The organism is Flavobacterium palustre (genome assembly GCF_014639535.1).
Lineage (GTDB): Bacteria > Bacteroidota > Bacteroidia > Flavobacteriales > Flavobacteriaceae > Flavobacterium > Flavobacterium palustre.
In genome coordinates this window covers 95,858-113,731 of sequence record NZ_BMGA01000009.1, presented here as the reverse complement: position 1 = coordinate 113,731, position 17,874 = coordinate 95,858, and the positions used below count along the sequence as shown (strand labels likewise).

The window sequence follows — 17,874 nt, the reverse complement described above, 5'->3', positions numbered from 1 at the left end:
GGTAATGTATAGTTTTTACGCTCTTTGTAGAGTGTAGCTATACAGTCAAAATATACTCAACTAAGCCTTGTTCATGCGATAAATCCATTTTTTTACGCAAACGGTATCTTTTTATCTCAACACTTCGTACCGATATATTTAACAACGGAGCTATTTCTTTTGAAGACAAATTGAGTCGTAAGTAAGCACACAACCGCAAATCATTTGCCGTTAAGGAAGGATGTGCTTCTTTCATTTTTTTTAGGAAATCCTTATCCGTTTTATTAAAGGCTTCCTGAAAAATACTCCAGGAATCTTTTCCTGTAATATTCTTATTGATAGTAGAAATAACTGTTTTAATGCTTCGGCTATCACTTTCTTCATTACTTTTTAAATCTTTCTGGATAAATGCCAATAATTCATTTTTACTATGTAAACTCATAGTCGAAGCAGCAAGTTCTTTATTGATTTCATCAACATTCTGAGACAGCTGTTCATTTTTTAAGCGCATCAATTGCTGTTCATTTTCCAACTCTTTTATTTCTAATAATAGGTTGTTTTCCTCAATAAGCTTTTCTTTTTGACGCTGATAATATTTATTGTACTCTTTATGAATTAACCGAATGCTAAAAAATCCCAGAATAACATAAATAAGGATAGCCAAATTAGTCGCATACCAGGGCTTTAAAATGGTAAAACTATAGGTTACGGTATTTTCTAAATCGGAATTAGCCAGTTTTGCCTTTACTTTAAAAACATAATCCCCCGATGGTAAATTCTTAAAATTAACCGAAGGTCTTGCATTCCAATCACTCCATTGATCCTGAAAACCTTCCAAAATATATTGGTACTCCACATTAATATATTTATTGTACTCCGCAACTGTATATGAGAAAGTAAGATTGTTTTCATCATGCGGAAAACTACCTTCTTCAAGAATTGGATTGGTACGCACAGGACCATTAAGTGTATTGGTACTAATATTTGAAATGGAAACTTTATAGTTTTCAAAAGCCAGTTCGTTAATATTCATGGTATAATAACCATCAGTGGTTCCAAAAAAATAAGTAGATGGTGATAACTGAGTAATGTTTTCATACCCCAACATCGAATTAGTCAAAGAAGCCGGAATAGGAATGCTGTTCCTTTTCAACTTATTAATTAACTTACTGGAAGTATAATAGCTGATATAATTTTTAGAAAACAGCCATATTTTATTAGAATGATCTACAATCATTTTTCCCGAAGTGTATTCGTCTTTTTCAAAAACAGAACTCAGAACAGGATCTTTACGAAACTCCTTTGTAGCATTATTTAATTTAAAAACACCCTCCCGATTGGCATAATAAATAGCATTATTAAACTGAACCAAACTGGCATTTTTTCCTTTTTTAGGATTTTTATAGGCAAAATTGGCTCTAAATTCCTGAAGTTTAGCATCGGTTTCCAATCTAAAAACACCTTTGTATTCATGACTCACATAGATTTCAAACCCTTTGGTGATTTCAAAATACTTAGAAGAATAATCAAATCCCTTGATTTTATTTCGAAAAAACCATTCGTTACCCTTTTTCTCTAAAACCGAAACGCCATAATAGTTTCCTTGCAACAAGAGATTTTTAGCTCCGGGAACTTTAACAAAATTCCAGGTTCCTGATTTGGAAAAAATATTCTTTGCTTTCTCATTATCAATCACAAAAGTTCCTGTATCATGCCCGCAAAACAAAGTACCATTATACACATACAATGACCAAACCTGTCCTTTCGTGCCGCTAATAAACCTGAACTCATCATTACTTTGATAATCCTTATAAAACAAGCCTTGATTGGTACCTACATATAATTTTCCATTGTATAATTGTGATGTATAAACAGTCCCTAAAACACCCGAATCATCAACATAGCTTTGTATCGGCGAATTCAGATTGATGCAGTTAATCCCATTATCCAGACCTATCCAAAGATTTTTTTCTTTATCCTCAAACAAAGACAAAGCCGTATTATTACTCAAACCTTTCTTTTGAGAAATATGGTATTTCTTTTTTCCGTCTTTGGTCATGATAAAAATACCGTTCGAAACCGTTCCTATAACAAAACCGCCATCGGACAATGATTCACAACTGTACACACTTTCATCGGCAAAGTGGGTATCAATCTCGGTTGGGAATTTCTTGACTTCTTTTCCCAAAAGGCTGTAAAAACCGGCTCCCTGTGTTAAAATCAACAGTTCATCTACTTTTTCAAAAACATTAACAATTCGATTTTTTTTCAAATCAGGATGTGCCGAAACTAACTTACTCTTCCCTCCTTCGATTTCGAATAATCCCTGATTATTGGTCTGATAATAAATCGCATTCTTGGTTTTAAAAGCCTTGATAATATTAGCACTGGGCGCAATAATTTTAAAACGGTTATTTTGTGTGTCGTAAATATAAATTCGGTTTAAAGATTGAAAAATAACCCAGTAATCATAACTTAGTATATTCCAAAATTGTTCATCGTCTAAAATTTTAGCTTTTATAGAGCTGCTTAAAGACTTGTATTCTAACAAACCGTCTGATTTTCGTTTCCAAAAACCAAATTCCATATAACTTCCCGTATAAATGCGGTCACCAATTACTTTTACCGAACGAAGAATTGTTTCATTAGGAGAAGGGTATAATTTCCAATAAGAACCGTTAAACTCCAATAAGCCTTCATTATTGGCAAAAAACACAAATTGATTTTGATCCTGAGAAATCATCCAGTTTTGATTTCCTGCTCCATAAAAATCAGGAGCATATTTCACAATAGGTGGTAAATCTTGTGAGAAAACTGCAATAGAAAAAATAAAAAATAAAAGAGTAATTTTTGTTTTCAAGGCTAAGTCTTTTTTTGGTCTATTGTAAATTTAAAACTAAATCCAATTGGTTGTTGAAAAATAAACGCATAATAATTCTACAACTCTAATTTACTCAACTCCATACAAAAGCTCCTTATTTTAACTAAATTTAGGATTTGTTCATCCCTGTTTCCCGGCATAAAAATGATTACTTTTGTAAAAATCCAATATTTTTTATGCAAGTTGACTTTTCTAAAATAGATCCAAAGAAAAATATAATAATCAAAGGAGCTCAGGTTCACAATTTAAAAAACCTTGATGTTGTCATTCCCCGCAACAAATTAGTTGTAATTACAGGACTTTCCGGTTCAGGGAAATCCAGTTTAGCATTCGACACTTTGTATGCCGAAGGACAACGTCGTTATGTAGAAAGTTTGTCTTCTTATGCACGACAATTCCTTGGAAGATTAGACAAACCCAAAGTAGAATACATCAAAGGAATTGCTCCTGCCATTGCCATTGAACAAAAAGTAAACACCACCAATGCGCGCTCAACTGTAGGAACTTCTACAGAGATTTACGATTACATCAAATTATTATATGCCCGAATAGGAAGAACTTTTTCGCCAATTTCCGGCCGTGAAGTCAAAAAAAATACGGTTTCGGATGTCATCAATGATGTAAAAAATTTTGAAATTAACAGCAAATGGTTGCTTCTTGCTCCCATTCATCTGGAAGAAGGAAGACAACTCGAAGACAAATTAAAAGTATTGCTTCAGCAGGGTTTTTCGAGAATTTTAGTTGATAAAGAAACTGTTCGTTTGGATGAAATTGACCAACATTCATTAGACAACAAAGACATTACTTTAATCATTGACCGAATTGTAGTTAAAGAGGAAGAAGAATTCTTCAACCGTCTTGCCGATGCGGTACAAACGGCTTTTTATGAGGGAAAAGGGATTTGCTATTTACAGGAACTAAATACGGATAAACGATTGGATTATTCCAACAATTTCGAATTGGACGGAATCACCTTTTTAGAACCTAATGTGCATTTATTCAGTTTCAACAATCCTTACGGAGCCTGCCCAAGCTGTGAAGGTTACGGAAACATCATTGGGATTGATGCCGAATTAGTTATTCCGAACACCAGTTTATCTATTTACGAAAATGCAATTTTTCCGTGGCGTGGTGAAAGCATGAGTTGGTATCGGGATCAATTAGTGAATAGTGCTTATAAATTTGATTTTCCTATTCACAAGCCGTATTTCCAACTTACCGAAGAACAAAAAGAATTAATCTGGACCGGAAATTCTTATTTTCAGGGCTTGAACGATTTCTTCGCAGAACTGGAAGAGAAAAACTATAAAATTCAAAATCGTGTAATGTTGTCACGTTACAGAGGAAAAACCAAATGCCAGAGCTGTAAAGGAAAACGCTTACGTACTGAAGCTTCGTACATTAAAATAAATGGTAAAACAGTTTCAGATTTGGTGGATTTACCAATTAAACATTTGGTGGATTTCTTTAAAAATTTAGAATTAAACGAATACGAAAAGCAAATTGCTAAAAGATTATTGGTCGAAATCAATAACCGTCTATCTTTTCTAAGCAATGTTGGTTTGGATTACCTGACATTGAACCGAAATTCGGCTACACTTTCCGGAGGAGAATCACAAAGAATTAATTTAGCAACTTCACTGGGCAGCAGTTTGGTTGGATCAATGTATATTTTGGACGAACCCAGTATTGGTTTACACCCAAAAGACAGTGAACGTCTGATAAAAGTTTTATTGTCTTTACGCGATTTAGGCAATACGGTGATTGTAGTAGAACACGACGAAGACATTATGAAAGCTGCCGATATGATTATCGACATTGGGCCTGAGGCAGGGACTTTTGGAGGGAATTTAGTGGCTCAGGGTAATTTTAATGAAATTTTAAAATCGACTTCGCTAACGGCAAAATACCTAAACGGAGATTTGGAAATAGCCGTTCCCAAAAAACGCCGTCCGTTTAAAAATCATATCGAAATAAAAGGTGCCAGAGAAAACAATCTTCAAAATATTGACGTTACTTTTCCATTGGATGTACTTTCAGTAATTACCGGAGTTTCAGGAAGTGGAAAAAGTACATTGGTAAAAAAAATCCTGTTCCCTGCTTTACAAAAAAAACTGGAGCATGCAGGAGAAAAAGCAGGACAATTTAGCGAAATATCCGGTTCGTTTTCTCACATCAAACACATCGAATATGTCGATCAAAACCCAATCGGCAGAAGTTCGCGTTCTAATCCGGTGACTTACATCAAAGCTTACGACGACATCAGAGAATTATTTGCCAAAGAAAAACTATCCAAATTAAGAGGTTATCAGGCCAAACATTTCTCTTTTAATGTTGACGGAGGACGTTGTGAAACCTGCAGCGGTGAAGGGACAATTAATGTAGAAATGGTTTTCATGGCCGATGTACAATTGCCTTGTGAAACCTGCAATGGAAAGAGATTTAAAAAGGAAGTACTGGAAGTGGCTTTTGAAGGCAAAAACATCAACGATATTTTAACCATGACCATTGATGATGCGGTACAGTTTTTTGAAACGCACAAGCAAAATAAAATTACACAAAAATTAAAACCATTGCAGGATGTTGGTTTAGGTTATGTACAATTAGGACAATCTTCCTCTACACTTTCCGGTGGAGAAGCACAACGTATTAAACTGGCTTCTTTCCTGGTAAAAGGAGCTACTAAAGAAAAAGCCTTATTTGTATTTGACGAACCTACAACAGGTTTGCATTTTCATGACATTAAAAAACTACTGGCTTCTTTTGATGCTTTAATCGAAAAAGGACATTCATTGTTAGTCATCGAACACAATCTCGATCTGATTAAATGTGCCGACTGGATTATCGATTTAGGACCTGAAGGCGGTGAAAACGGAGGACAACTGTTAGCTGTTGGTACTCCGGAAGAAATTGTAAAAAACAACAAATCGATTACCGCTCAATATCTTAAAGAAAAACTTTGAATACCTCTAAAATAAGAACCGCAGATTTGCAGATTAAAATATAAATCTGCAAATCTGCGGTTAAAATTATCCGGTTTTTATCCTGACTCAGAAACTAACTATAGCATTTTTCTTCAAAGGGGATTCCATCTTCATCAAGGGCAATAATGATTTTCTTTTCTTTTTTAGCTTCAAAAGATTTATATGCCCAGGGAATTGACCACAATCCGAAAGTAGCACAGGAAATCAAAAAATTCAAACGATGATTGACCTTTCCGGGTCTTTTAGACAAAACTACAAAAGGTAATTTATTATTAACCTCTTCCACTACAAAACCCTTTTTAATCTTTTGGGCTAAAACTGTAGCTAATTTTAAATTCTGATTCTTAACAATTAAAGTATTTTCCATGATTTGAGGGATATCAATAGATTAATGTTTATTAAACGATAATAAGCATGCAACAAATTTAATACCACAAATTAACTTTTTCAATACCCACTTTTAGTGATTAACACTATCAAAAAAGGACAAAAAGAGAATCTTATCTTACAATTTTAAGTTTTTTCAATAAACCATCGATTACCTGATTGATTTCGATAGAAATAACAAACTTATAATTCAGATAGACATAAGCTATTGTCACTAAGATGGATTTTAAAATAATGGCAATAATTGGACTCATAGAAAAGTCCCAAAAATAAAAACCTAAAAACAAAACAGCAGTAAGATATAACGAATACAATGTTTGTTTTGTAAAGGGATACAAATGCAATCGTTTTACAACAAACATTAATTTTGCCAAACTATACAACGTAATGGATAATAAAGTAGCAAATGCCGAGCCCATGATTCCATAAATTGGAATAAAAATCATATTCAGTCCTACAGTTAAAACCACCAAAAGAACACCTAAAAACAATACGGCACGGTAATATTTAGTATTGAAAATAATCGCATTATTATTCCCCAAAATCAAATCAAAATACTTAGACAAACCAATCATAAAAACTACAGCTATTCCACCGGCATATTCAGGCGGAACTAACTGATAAAGCATTTTGATATTGACAAAAATACCCAGCATTACAAAACCTCCCACTACCTGTAAATTGATTGATGTCTTTTTATACAAAATATCCATTTCGTCATGGTTATTTTCGTGCATTAATCTGGCTGTGATAGGATACACAATTTGGTGCATCGCCCGACTGGGAACTGAAATAACCAAAGCAATATATGTAGCCACCGAATAGTAGGCAATATTTTCAATATTCATATATTGATTCAATATCATTTTGTCACCGTCCAGCAATAAATTAGCAACACTCCCCGACAAAATAATGTAAAACGTATAAACTAAAATATCCTTTGTATTAGCCGGAATGGTAAATTGAAATTCGGGTTTTTGAATACTAAAAGCATAAAACATGGTTATTAAAAGTGCCAAAAGATAAACAACCGCTGTAGCATAGACAAAGCCTTCTACAGTTATCCAATTATAATACACCCCTACCAATAAAAACAACGAAGCCAGTCGTAAGGCTACTTCTTTTATAAAATTCCCAAAAACCGAGTGCATGTGCACCCGTAACCAGGCATAAAAAATTTCGAAATAAGCCATGCAAATCCCTATAAATGGGATCAGCCAAATGTAGTTTTTAACAATAATATTTTTCTTGGATAAAAAATACAATATTTCATCAAAAAAGACAAAACCAATTAAACATAAGGGAACTATTAACAACAAAGGAAACAGCACCGTAAACGATAAAAACCGTGATTTTTCCTCATTAGTTTCACACTGCGAATAAAATTTTACCAGCGTATTTTGCATTCCAATGGCAAATAAAGGCATGATAACATTAGCAGATGACAAAATATAATTTGTCAAAGCGTAATAAGTAGCACCTAAAAAAACAGGATACAAATAAATAGTGTTAATTCCTCCAATCGCAAAACCGATATAGGTAATTATAGTATTTTTTAAGGACTGATTTAATACGATTCCCATTTATGAAATTAAGAAGTTAAAAGTTGTACCAATTCCTTAGTCAAATTTTTTCTGGAATATTGTTGCAAACCTATGGCATGAGATTGCAATTTGCCTTCAAGAAATTGATTATAAAAGTCCAAAATTAACTTTTTTAACTTTACTTTTTCAGAATAATCAAAAAATACTCCCGTATTTGTATTGCTAATAATTTCGGCAAAATCAGATCCATTAGGACCGATGGCTATAATAGGACGGTTAGACACCATATATTCGAATAATTTCCCCGGAATAATGCTCTTTGTTTCTTCCGAATCAATTTCAATAAGCAACAACACTTGCGACTTACGCTGGTGTGCTATCGCTTCTTCATGTGAAACATATCCCAAATTCTTTACATACTCATTCAGTCCAAATTGACTGATAGTCTCCAGAACTTCCTGACTAACTGCACCAATCAATTTAATTTCCAAATGCGATTTAAAATCGGGAATTTCAGCTATTAACTCCACTAAAGATTCCCACAATAACTTTGGATTTCTTGCCGAAAGAAACGAGCCAATGTGTGCCAGAGAAAATTTTGAATCCAAAGTTTGTCGCTCTACTTTTTCCACATCAAAACCATTCGTAATTACCGAAATAGGTTTAGAGGTCAAAGCTTCAAATTCGGTTTTTGTCGTTTTACTCGTTACAATAATAGTATCTGCCGTATTCAAAACAACCGACTCCATTTTTTTGTGCTTTTTAGCTGCATAACCCGACAATCGCAAGGATTTATGATAACCAATAGTAGTCCAGGGATCTCTGAAATCGGCAAACCATTTTACATTTAGTCTCTGTTTTAATTCCAATCCAATAAGGTGTAAACTATGTGGTGGTCCAGAAGTAACAATGGTATCAATATTATGCTCAGCAATATATTTTTCCAAATAAGCAACCGAAGGTTTTACCCAAAAAAAACGGGCATCGGGAATAAACAAATTCCCACGAATCCACAGTAACACTTTATCTAAAAAAGATTGTTTCTTTTGATTGGGGATAATTCCCGAGTTCATCTTTTTTGTTTTGTTCTTGGACAAAAAAGAAGCCAATTGATAGGGTTCGAATATTTTTTGTTTCAAAATAACAGCCTTATCCGAAACTTCATTGACTAAATTTTCATCAACAATAGGATAAGTGGGATTTTCAGGGATATATACAATAGGCTGTACGCCAAAATCCGGTAAATATTTTACAAATTTCAACCAGCGTTGTACACCAGGACCTCCTGCCGGTGGCCAATAATAAGTGATTACAAGGACTTTTTTTGGTTCCAAAGCTTTAAGGAATTAAGTTTAATTTACTAATTCAAATCAAAAATCGTTAACTAACAATCTTTGATCCTTTTTTTCTTTCATAATAAACTCCTCCTATTAACAACAGTAGCATTCCAACTCCGCTAATAAGCGTGATGGTACTTCCTGTTTTAATTACTTCGGGTTCAAATTTGAATTCTACCGTATGAACTCCTTCAGGAAGCATCATTCCTCTTAAAACATAATTCACAGGAAAATGATTAGTCTTTTCACCATTCACATAGGCATTCCAGCCTTTTTCATAATAAATCTCCGAAAAAACGGCTAATCCTTCATTCTTACTTTCTGAAATATATTTAATATAATTAGGCTTATACTCCCGCAACTGAATTTTCCCTGTAGTGTCCATATTGCGTTTTAAACGGGCGTTTCTAAACTTATCCCGATGCAATTGCATATTGAAAACAGCCACTTTTTTAGTATTCAAATGCTCCAATGCTTTCATTTCGGCATTAGCACTGTTAACCAATTTAACATCGCTTACAAACCAGGCGTTTCCGTTGGCATCAGGATTATAAACAGGAAATTCTTTTCCTTCTTTATCAGTTTGAATGACATATTTTACATTCAGCATATTCAAGATTTCCAAATTATTTTTGGCAATCTGATAATCAAATAATTGCTGCATTCTGCGAGGTTTCACAGCACTGTAACCACCAATGGATTTATGAAAATACGATGCTCTGGCACTGGAGAAATTGCCGTTTATCTCAAAAACACGGTAATGAGAAGAATCTTTTAATATTTGAGTATCGGCAGCAGTTTCCTGAAAAGGAACAGCTACTTCTCTTCCGCTGACAAAATCCTTAGCCGAAACATATTTTTTATCTACAAAAAACAAATCGGAAATCATCAATAAACCAACCAAAATAATAGCCGTATTCTGTGCCAACTTATTTTTAATAAGCATCCACAAAACGCCGGCTGCTAAAACAATCAGAAAAGCAGAGCGCAACAAATCGGCACTAAACATCGTCTTTCTGTCGCTTTTCAGCGCATCAACAAAACCGGGACCATAACTTTCAGTAAAATAACTATCACTGGCTCCTGAAAAACTGAACATCCCTTTGCTTAAAAACAAAATTACGATAGTTCCAATCACAATAGCCGTTGACTGCCACAAAGCTTGCCATTGTTCGATTTTATCAGCCTTAGAAAAAGACTGCAATCCCATTATGGCTAAAACAGGAAAACATAACTCTAAAATGACCTGAATAGAGGAAACAGCCCTGAACTTATTGTACATTGGGACATTATCAATAAAGAAATCTGTTAAAGCCGGGAAATTTTTACCCCAGGAAAGCAACAAAGCTACAACTGCTCCTGAAAGAAAAACATATTTTATCTTTCTCTCGTCTATAATTAAAGCTAAAATTCCTAAAAAGAAAACCACCGCACCTATATAAGCGGGCGCAGCAACAATAGGCTGATCTCCCCAATAAGTAGGCATAGCAGTTACAAAATCGGCTGCTTGTGGAGCAGGAACTCCCTGACCTACCATAAAATCATACATGCTGCTGTCGGTTCCTAAACTTTCGCTATTAGAACCACCAAAAAGTCTTGGCGCAATCAAGTTGAAACTTTCCATAATTCCGTAACTATACTCCGTAATATAATCACGGGTCATAGCACTGGTATCTGTATTTTTAGAACCGTCAGGATTAAAAGTCAGTTCGCTTTTTCCACGCGTACTAAAATCAGCATATTCGGCTGTAGCCAACAAATTAGTAGCATTGGCACCTAAGGCAAAAATCCCTGCTACTAATAAAACTCCTGTGGCCGTTAAAAACGATTTATATTCTTTTTCTTTTATAAAATTAAATGTAAAATAAGCTGAAAGAAGCAACAGAAAAATCAGCAAATAATAGGTCATCTGGAAGTGATTAGCATTAATTTCTAATGCTGTAGCTAACATTGTGAGCAGACCTCCAACAACATATTTTTTTCTAAAAACCAATATAAAACCGGCTATTACCAATGGCATATAGGCTATAGCATGTGCTTTGGCATTATGACCAACTCCTAAAATGATAATCAGATAAGTCGAAAAACCAAAGGCAACGGCTCCAAAAAAAGCTTTTAAAGGATCTGTTTTTAGGACTAACAATAATCCGTAAAAGCCTAAAAAGTACAGAAATAAATAATCGGCAGGACGGGGTAAAAACCGTAAAACATCGTCTATGGCTCCGATAAAATCATTCGGATATTTAGCCCCTAACTGATAGGTAGGCATTCCTCCAAAAGCCGAATTAGTCCAATAAGGCTCTGTTTTTTCGGCGGCTCTAAAATCGTTTTGTTCTTTCGCCATACCCGTATATTGGGCAATATCTGATTGAAAAATTTGTTTTCTTTGAAGAACCGGGTAAAAATAAATTAGTGAAACTAATACAAAACCAAGAATGGCAATAGCGTGCGGATATAACCTATTTATTATTTTCAATTTTCGGGAATTTTATTAAAATTTGGATTACTTGTGAGGCAAATTTAATCTATTTCTTCGTAATCCACATAATCTCCTACTTTTTTGGTCTCTCTGCTTTGTTTTACGTTTTGAGTAGTATAAACAGAGGTTTCTCCTTCTCTGGTATTTTGCTGGAAATCCTGATACTGACGTTGTTGCTGTTGCATATTCTCGCCTGCTTTTTCCACTACTTTTTTAATTAATAACGGCAAAAACAACTTAGCCAGAAATCTAAAAATATAATAGAATGCGACAATATAAAATAACGTTTTTATAAACCCTGTAAATGATGCTTCTTGCATAACCATAATAATTTTTAGCAAAATTAATAAATCAATCCCGAAAGTTCGGGACAAAATTAGAATATCATTCTTAAATAAATAATAAAATATAGTACTTTTGGAAAGCTTAATACTTTTAAAATCCCAAACATCATGTCGAAAATCAAAATTTTATTAGTTACAGCCATTTGTCTCTTAGCAAATTACAACTACGCTCAGCACACCGACGAGATTAATTCCAACAGGCCCGGAGAAACCATGTCGGCTTATGCTGTCGGAAAATCAGTAATCCAGGTCGAAACAGGCATCTATGGTATTCAGGAAAACCATCGACTGCTGGGTTATGATGCCAACGGCTATGGAGCCGACCTGACATTGCGTTACGGCTTTTTGATGGAAAAACTGGAAGTAATTGCCGATATTCAATACCAAAATCAGGATTTTGTAAATGGCTTTGACCAATACAACAAATCCAACCTAAAACAAACCGTTTTAGGAGCTAAATACCTGATTTATGACCCTTATAAAAATTACGAAAAGAAAATTAACGTTTACAGTTGGAAAGCCAATCACGCTTTTAACTGGCGACAATTAATTCCTGCTGTTTCTGTTTTTGCAGGTGGTAATTTCACCTTAAAAAATAATCCGTATGCCTTTTCGCCTGATGCCATGATTTCTCCAAAAGCCATGTTAATTACACAAAATCACTTAGGAGACGGTTCCTGGGTTTTTGTTACCAATATTATTGCCGATTACATTGGAACCGATTATCCCAGCTACGGCTACATCATCACCTTAACCAAAGGAATTAGCCGAAAATGGTCGGGATTTGTAGAAAACCAGGGATTTAAAAGTGATTTTTACAGCGATGCTATAGTACGTGGCGGAGCGGCTTTTCTACTAAACAAGAACATGCAAATAGACGCTTCTATAAGTCATAATCTAAAAGACACTCCTACTATTTTCTATGGAGGAGTGGGTTTTTCCTGGCGCTATGACACCAATTACAAAGAAGTCCGAATCGACCTGAACGATGCTCCTTCTCAACCAAGATCGGTTCGAAAGGCAGCCAAAAGAGACCAAAAACGAAAAGACGCAATACAATAGAAAAGAAACACAACAATGATTACAGTAAAAGAAGTTACAACAAAAAAAGAACTAACCGAATATATTAAGTTCCCTTTCTCGTTATACAAAGACAATGAATTCTGGGTTCCGCCATTGATTGCTGACGAACTGGAAACTTTCGATAAAACTAAAAATCCGGCTTTTGAAAATGCCGAAGCTTATTTTTACATTGCCTACAAAAACAACGAAATTGCCGGACGCATTACCGCCATTATCAATTGGGCAGAAGTAAACGGACAACAAAAGAAAAAAGTGCGTTTTGGCTGGTTTGATGTAATAAACGACATCAATGTAACCGAAGCTTTACTGGAAAAAGTATATGAATTAGGCCGAAAAAACAACTTAGAATACGTTGAAGGTCCAATGGGATTTTCTAACCTTGACAAAGTTGGGGTTTTAACCGAAGGCTTTGACCAATTGGGGACTATGATTACCTGGTACAATCATCCGTACTATGCTTCTCATTTTGAACAACTGGGTTATGTGGTTGAAAAAGAATACATCGAGAGTAAATTCCCTTTTTCAAACGTGCAACCTGAGTTTTTCCAAAAAGCCAACGAATTGGTCAAAAAAAGATACCAATTAAAAGCTTTAAACTTTAAATCAACCAAGGAAATTATGCCTTATGTGGACAAGATGTTTGACTTATTCAATACTTCTTACGCGAATTTATCCTCATTTGTAGCTATTTCCGATGTACAAAAAGAATATTTCAAAAAGAAATACATCAGCTTCATCAATCCGGAATACATCAAGTTTGTGGAAGACAAAGACCAAAACATCATTGCTTTCAGTATTGTAATGCCTTCTTTTTCGAGAGCTTTGCAAAAAGCCAACGGAAAATTATTTCCTTTTGGATTATTTCATTTGCTAAAAGCAAAGAAACACAGCAAAGACGTACTTTTCTACTTAATTGGAGTACATCCCGAATACCAAAACAAAGCGGTAACCGCTGTAATTTTCAATGAATATTACGAAACTTTTAAAGCAAAAGGCATCGAAAATTGCTTTAGAACTCCGGAACTCGCTGACAACGTAGCCATCCACAACCTATGGAAACACTTTGATCCAAAAGTACACTGCCGCAGAAAAACGTTCCGAAAAGACCTTTAGAAAAGTGTTCAGTGTTCAGTTAATAAGTATTCAGTTAAAGATTTAACTAATTTAAATCCATAAAAAAATCCATTCGCAAAACGAATGGATTTTTTGTTTTATAATTTACAGTGACTGAACACTAATTCCGATAGCTATCGGAACTGAACACTGACTACTAAAAGCCTAAGCCTCCATATCAACCGTAGTTTTCTCAGCAATGGCCTTGTAAGTACCATTTACTAATTTCTCACGGATTGCTTCAAAAGCAGTTAGTGTTTCATTAATATCTTCAATAGTGTGTGAAGCAGTTGGAATCATTCTCAACAGGATAATTCCTTTTGGAATAACCGGATAAACTACAATCGACAAGAAAATACCATAATTCTCTCTCAGGTCATTTACCATTACCATTGCTTCCGGGATAGATCCTTCAAGATATACCGGAGTAATACAAGTATTAGTATCTCCAATGTTGAATCCTTTTTCTTTTAATCCGTTTTGCAACGCATTAACATTTACCCAAAGTTTATCTTTAATTTCAGAAGACTGACGCAACAATTCCAAACGCTTCAATGAACCAATTGTCTGAATCATTGGCAATGCTTTAGCAAACATTTGCGAACGTAAGTTGTATTTTAAATAATCAATCACATCTTTATCAGCCGCTACGAAAGCTCCGATATTAGCCATCGATTTTGCAAAAGTCGAAAAGTAAACATCAATTCCGTCCTGACAACCTTGCTCCTCACCTGCTCCGGCACCTGTTTTTCCAAGTGTACCAAAACCGTGTGCATCATCCACTAAAAGACGGAAATTGTACTTTTCTTTCATAGCTACAATTTCTTTTAACTTTCCTTGTTGACCACGCATTCCAAAAACACCTTCGGTAATGAATAAAATACCTCCTCCGGTTTCTTTAGCCATTTTAGTAGCACGTTGCAGGTTTTTCTCCATGCTTTCTAAATCATTGTGCTTGTAAGTAAAACGCTTACCCATGTGCAAACGAACACCATCAATAATACAGGCGTGCGAATCCACATCATACACAATAATATCATTCTTAGTTACCAAAGCATCAATGATAGACACCATTCCCTGGTATCCAAAATTCAATAAATAAGCTGATTCTTTCATAACGAACTCAGCCAATTCATTTTCTAATTGCTCATGATAAGTAGTGTGACCACTCATCATACGGGCTCCCATTGGGTAAGCAGCTCCAAACTGAATCGCAGCATCCGTATCTGCTTTACGAACTTCAGGATGATTGGCTAAACCTAAATAATCATTCAAACTCCAGTTCAAAATATCTTTTCCGCCAAACTTCATTCTAGGCCCTAATTCTCCTTCTAATTTTGGAAACACAAAATATCCCTCTGCCTGCGATGCCCATTTTCCTAACGGTCCTTTATTGCTTTGAATCCTTTCGAATAAATCTTTTACCATAATATATCCAGTAATAATTTTAATTTTAAGAGGTTGCAAAAATAATTATTTAAATTTTATAAAGGTCTTCTAAGTACAATTATTTTCAGGAGCGATAGCCTCTTTGGGCTTTATTCTCTACAATGAAAAATTATAATGAAAAAAGCATAGAGTTATTTGTAAGAAAAAATAAATATATTTGAAAAAAAATAAAGCGAAACAAACTTTCGCCAATCTACCCAATTTTAGGTGTATATACGAAAGTTTGTTTCGCCTATACACAAGTTGTGTGACATTATAAAAAACTAATAACGAAAAATTATGAAAACAAAATCTTTATGTTTAATCCTATTAAGTCTATTTTTTGTAGAAACAGCAATTGGTCAGGATAACTCGACTTCAAAAACTCAATATCACCTTGATTTGTCCTATACGAATCCATTTCAAAAAGACAATAATTTTGTTAGAATTGGAAGTATTTTAGGTATTAAAGGAGGATTGACATTTCAATTAGAGAAAGATAAATTTATTGGATTTGATGCTTCTTCATCTGTCTTTTTTCCCAATGGCGGTGGAGAACCAACTAAACCAAAAATATTGCCTCAAGGTAGAATTAAATTTTCTAACTCTAATAAATTATGGACAGATATTTCTTTTGGTGCTTTATACAATCCATCATCTATCGGATATGAATTAAATTTTTCATACTCATTAAGCAAACCTGATAAAGCAAAAAACATTTGGTCACTCTATTTAAATGGAGTTTCACAAACTTTCAACAATCCTCAAAACGAATACAGAACCAATGCACCGATTTCATCTTTGGGAATAATTGGAATAAAATACATTACACCTATTGCAAAAGAACTTATGTTAATAATAAAACCTGGTGTTGGTGTGAGAGGTGATTCAGATATGAAAAGTAAAATTGTTGGAAATATTTCTACGGTTTTCGTTTGGAAATATTTTAGTGCTGTTGCGGCTTACACTAATAAGGTACCTGAACAAGGATTCCCATCTTATTTTGTGGTTTCAGGTGGAGTTGACGTAGCAAAAATAATTTATGACTTAAAACCAAAAAGGCATAAAAAATCAACTGAAAATTCGTTTATCAAAACCGAACAAGAAAATAAATATCACCAAAATGTTTTATCTTATTAGATTCATTTAAACTAAATAACGTCACACAACAGCACCTACCCAAAAGTGGCGGTTCAGTGGTTAAATCAAAGCTTCTGCTTGGTTGTCAGTGAAGTGCTTCGAAATCGCCACCTTCGGGTAGCGGCAAAACGTCAGGCTGTGAAAAAACTAAGTCAAAAAGAGAAACTATTCGGATACCTGTCTGAGAAAAAATTCATACAGCCGATTCTCAGAGGATCATTTTTGGTTTTTTCACAGACTGACGTTAGCGGCAAGACTTATCAACCATAATAAACAAAATCATGTATAGAGGTTTTAATCTTAAAATTCAAGAAAAATTTACTGATGAAGATTTAGTTGTAGGATGGAGATTATTTGAACATACAAAAGAAAAGGCAGAAGAAGCTCTAGATTCATTTTTATTGGAAAATAGTTCTCTAGATGGAAATAAATTAATGGAAAAATGGTTTCCTAATTTACCATGCCACGTATTTCTTTCTCACTCTAGAAATGATTTTAAGCAGGCTATTACTATTTCGGGAATGCTTTACAATAAATTTAAAATCATAACATTTATTGATTCTGTTGTATGGATGCATTGCAACGAATTACTTAAGAAAATTGACAACGACTACTGCAAAAATGAAAATGAAAATAGTTATAACTACGAAAAAAGAAACTATTCAACCGCTCATGTACATCTAATGCTATCATCTTCACTAAACAAAATGATTGACTCAAGTGAATGCTTATTTTTCTTAAATACTCCAAATTCAATTTCTACCAAAAATGAAATAAGTCAAAAAACTAATTCACCTTGGATTTTCTCAGAAATAGCAACTTCTCAAATAATTAGAAAACAAACTCCAAAAAGATTGAGAAGACTAACAAAATCATTTTCAGCAACTGAAATGAACGAAAGTTTGAGAACACAACTAAGTGTAGAATATGAGCTAGAACTTTCACATCTTACAGACTTAAATTCGGCCGAATTTTTAAAGTGGATAAATACTCATGCTTCCTCACCTGAAGATGCATTAGATAATTTATATGAGCAAAAATCAATTAATACAAAATTCCTATTATGATGTCTGAGAACAAATTAAAACATCTTGAATTTATTCATTCAACAATAAACCGAATGAGTACTAATTCATTCCTCATCAAAGGATGGGCGGTAACATTAACATCTGCTC

The 17,874-nt window shown here is 34.2% G+C and carries 12 protein-coding genes; 5 read left to right on the top strand and 7 right to left on the bottom strand.

Annotated elements, in window-relative coordinates:
• Positions 1-37 precede the first annotated feature (37 nt).
• The gene (locus tag IEV84_RS14945; RefSeq protein ID WP_306451824.1) at positions 38-2,839 is read right to left on the bottom strand and encodes a triple tyrosine motif-containing protein; all 2,802 of its coding nucleotides are present in this window, start codon (positions 2,837-2,839) and stop codon (positions 38-40) included.
• Between the two features lie 197 nt (positions 2,840-3,036).
• Here IEV84_RS14945 and uvrA point away from each other — a divergent pair, with 197 nt between their 5' ends.
• Positions 3,037-5,823, top strand: a complete 2,787-nt coding sequence (uvrA, locus tag IEV84_RS14940) for an excinuclease ABC subunit UvrA (protein WP_188495361.1) — start codon at positions 3,037-3,039, stop codon at positions 5,821-5,823.
• A gap of 94 nt (positions 5,824-5,917) precedes the next feature.
• On the opposite strand, the gene IEV84_RS14935 is transcribed toward uvrA, so the two are convergent.
• The 5 genes from IEV84_RS14935 to IEV84_RS14915 form a co-directional block, all read right to left on the bottom strand.
• Positions 5,918-6,211 (bottom strand): hypothetical protein, encoded by a 294-nt coding sequence (locus IEV84_RS14935; RefSeq protein ID WP_188495353.1) that lies wholly within the window; start codon positions 6,209-6,211, stop codon positions 5,918-5,920.
• 133 nt (positions 6,212-6,344) lie between these two features.
• The gene (locus tag IEV84_RS14930) at positions 6,345-7,814 is read right to left on the bottom strand and encodes a lipopolysaccharide biosynthesis protein (RefSeq protein WP_188495351.1); all 1,470 of its coding nucleotides are present in this window, start codon (positions 7,812-7,814) and stop codon (positions 6,345-6,347) included.
• Positions 7,815-7,822: 8 nt separating this feature from the next.
• Positions 7,823-9,109 (bottom strand): glycosyltransferase family 4 protein, encoded by a 1,287-nt coding sequence (locus IEV84_RS14925; protein WP_188495349.1) that lies wholly within the window; start codon positions 9,107-9,109, stop codon positions 7,823-7,825.
• A gap of 46 nt (positions 9,110-9,155) precedes the next feature.
• Complete coding sequence (locus IEV84_RS14920; RefSeq protein ID WP_188495347.1) at positions 9,156-11,588, bottom strand: YfhO family protein; 2,433 nt, start codon at positions 11,586-11,588, stop codon at positions 9,156-9,158.
• A gap of 44 nt (positions 11,589-11,632) precedes the next feature.
• Positions 11,633-11,911 carry a DUF4834 family protein gene (locus IEV84_RS14915; RefSeq protein ID WP_188495345.1) on the bottom strand — a complete coding sequence of 93 codons (279 nt, stop codon included), beginning with the start codon at positions 11,909-11,911 and terminating at the stop codon, positions 11,633-11,635.
• Positions 11,912-12,043: 132 nt separating this feature from the next.
• On the opposite strand from IEV84_RS14915, the gene IEV84_RS14910 reads away from it, so the two are divergent.
• Positions 12,044-12,997 (top strand): transporter, encoded by a 954-nt coding sequence (locus tag IEV84_RS14910; protein WP_188495344.1) that lies wholly within the window; start codon positions 12,044-12,046, stop codon positions 12,995-12,997.
• Between the two features lie 15 nt (positions 12,998-13,012).
• Complete coding sequence (locus IEV84_RS14905) at positions 13,013-14,131, top strand: GTP cyclohydrolase (protein WP_188495343.1); 1,119 nt, start codon at positions 13,013-13,015, stop codon at positions 14,129-14,131.
• 165 nt (positions 14,132-14,296) lie between these two features.
• On the opposite strand, the gene capB is transcribed toward IEV84_RS14905, so the two are convergent.
• The gene (capB, locus tag IEV84_RS14900) at positions 14,297-15,559 is read right to left on the bottom strand and encodes a cysteate-C-fatty acyltransferase (protein WP_188495342.1); all 1,263 of its coding nucleotides are present in this window, start codon (positions 15,557-15,559) and stop codon (positions 14,297-14,299) included.
• 300 nt (positions 15,560-15,859) lie between these two features.
• Here capB and IEV84_RS14895 point away from each other — a divergent pair, with 300 nt between their 5' ends.
• Both IEV84_RS14895 and IEV84_RS14890 read left to right on the top strand, forming a co-directional pair.
• Positions 15,860-16,699: a hypothetical protein gene (locus tag IEV84_RS14895; protein ID WP_188495341.1), complete on the top strand. Its 840-nt coding sequence runs from the start codon at positions 15,860-15,862 to the stop codon at positions 16,697-16,699.
• A 281-nt stretch (positions 16,700-16,980) separates the two neighbouring features.
• Positions 16,981-17,766 carry a hypothetical protein gene (locus tag IEV84_RS14890; RefSeq protein WP_188495340.1) on the top strand — a complete coding sequence of 262 codons (786 nt, stop codon included), beginning with the start codon at positions 16,981-16,983 and terminating at the stop codon, positions 17,764-17,766.
• Positions 17,767-17,874 lie beyond the last annotated feature (108 nt).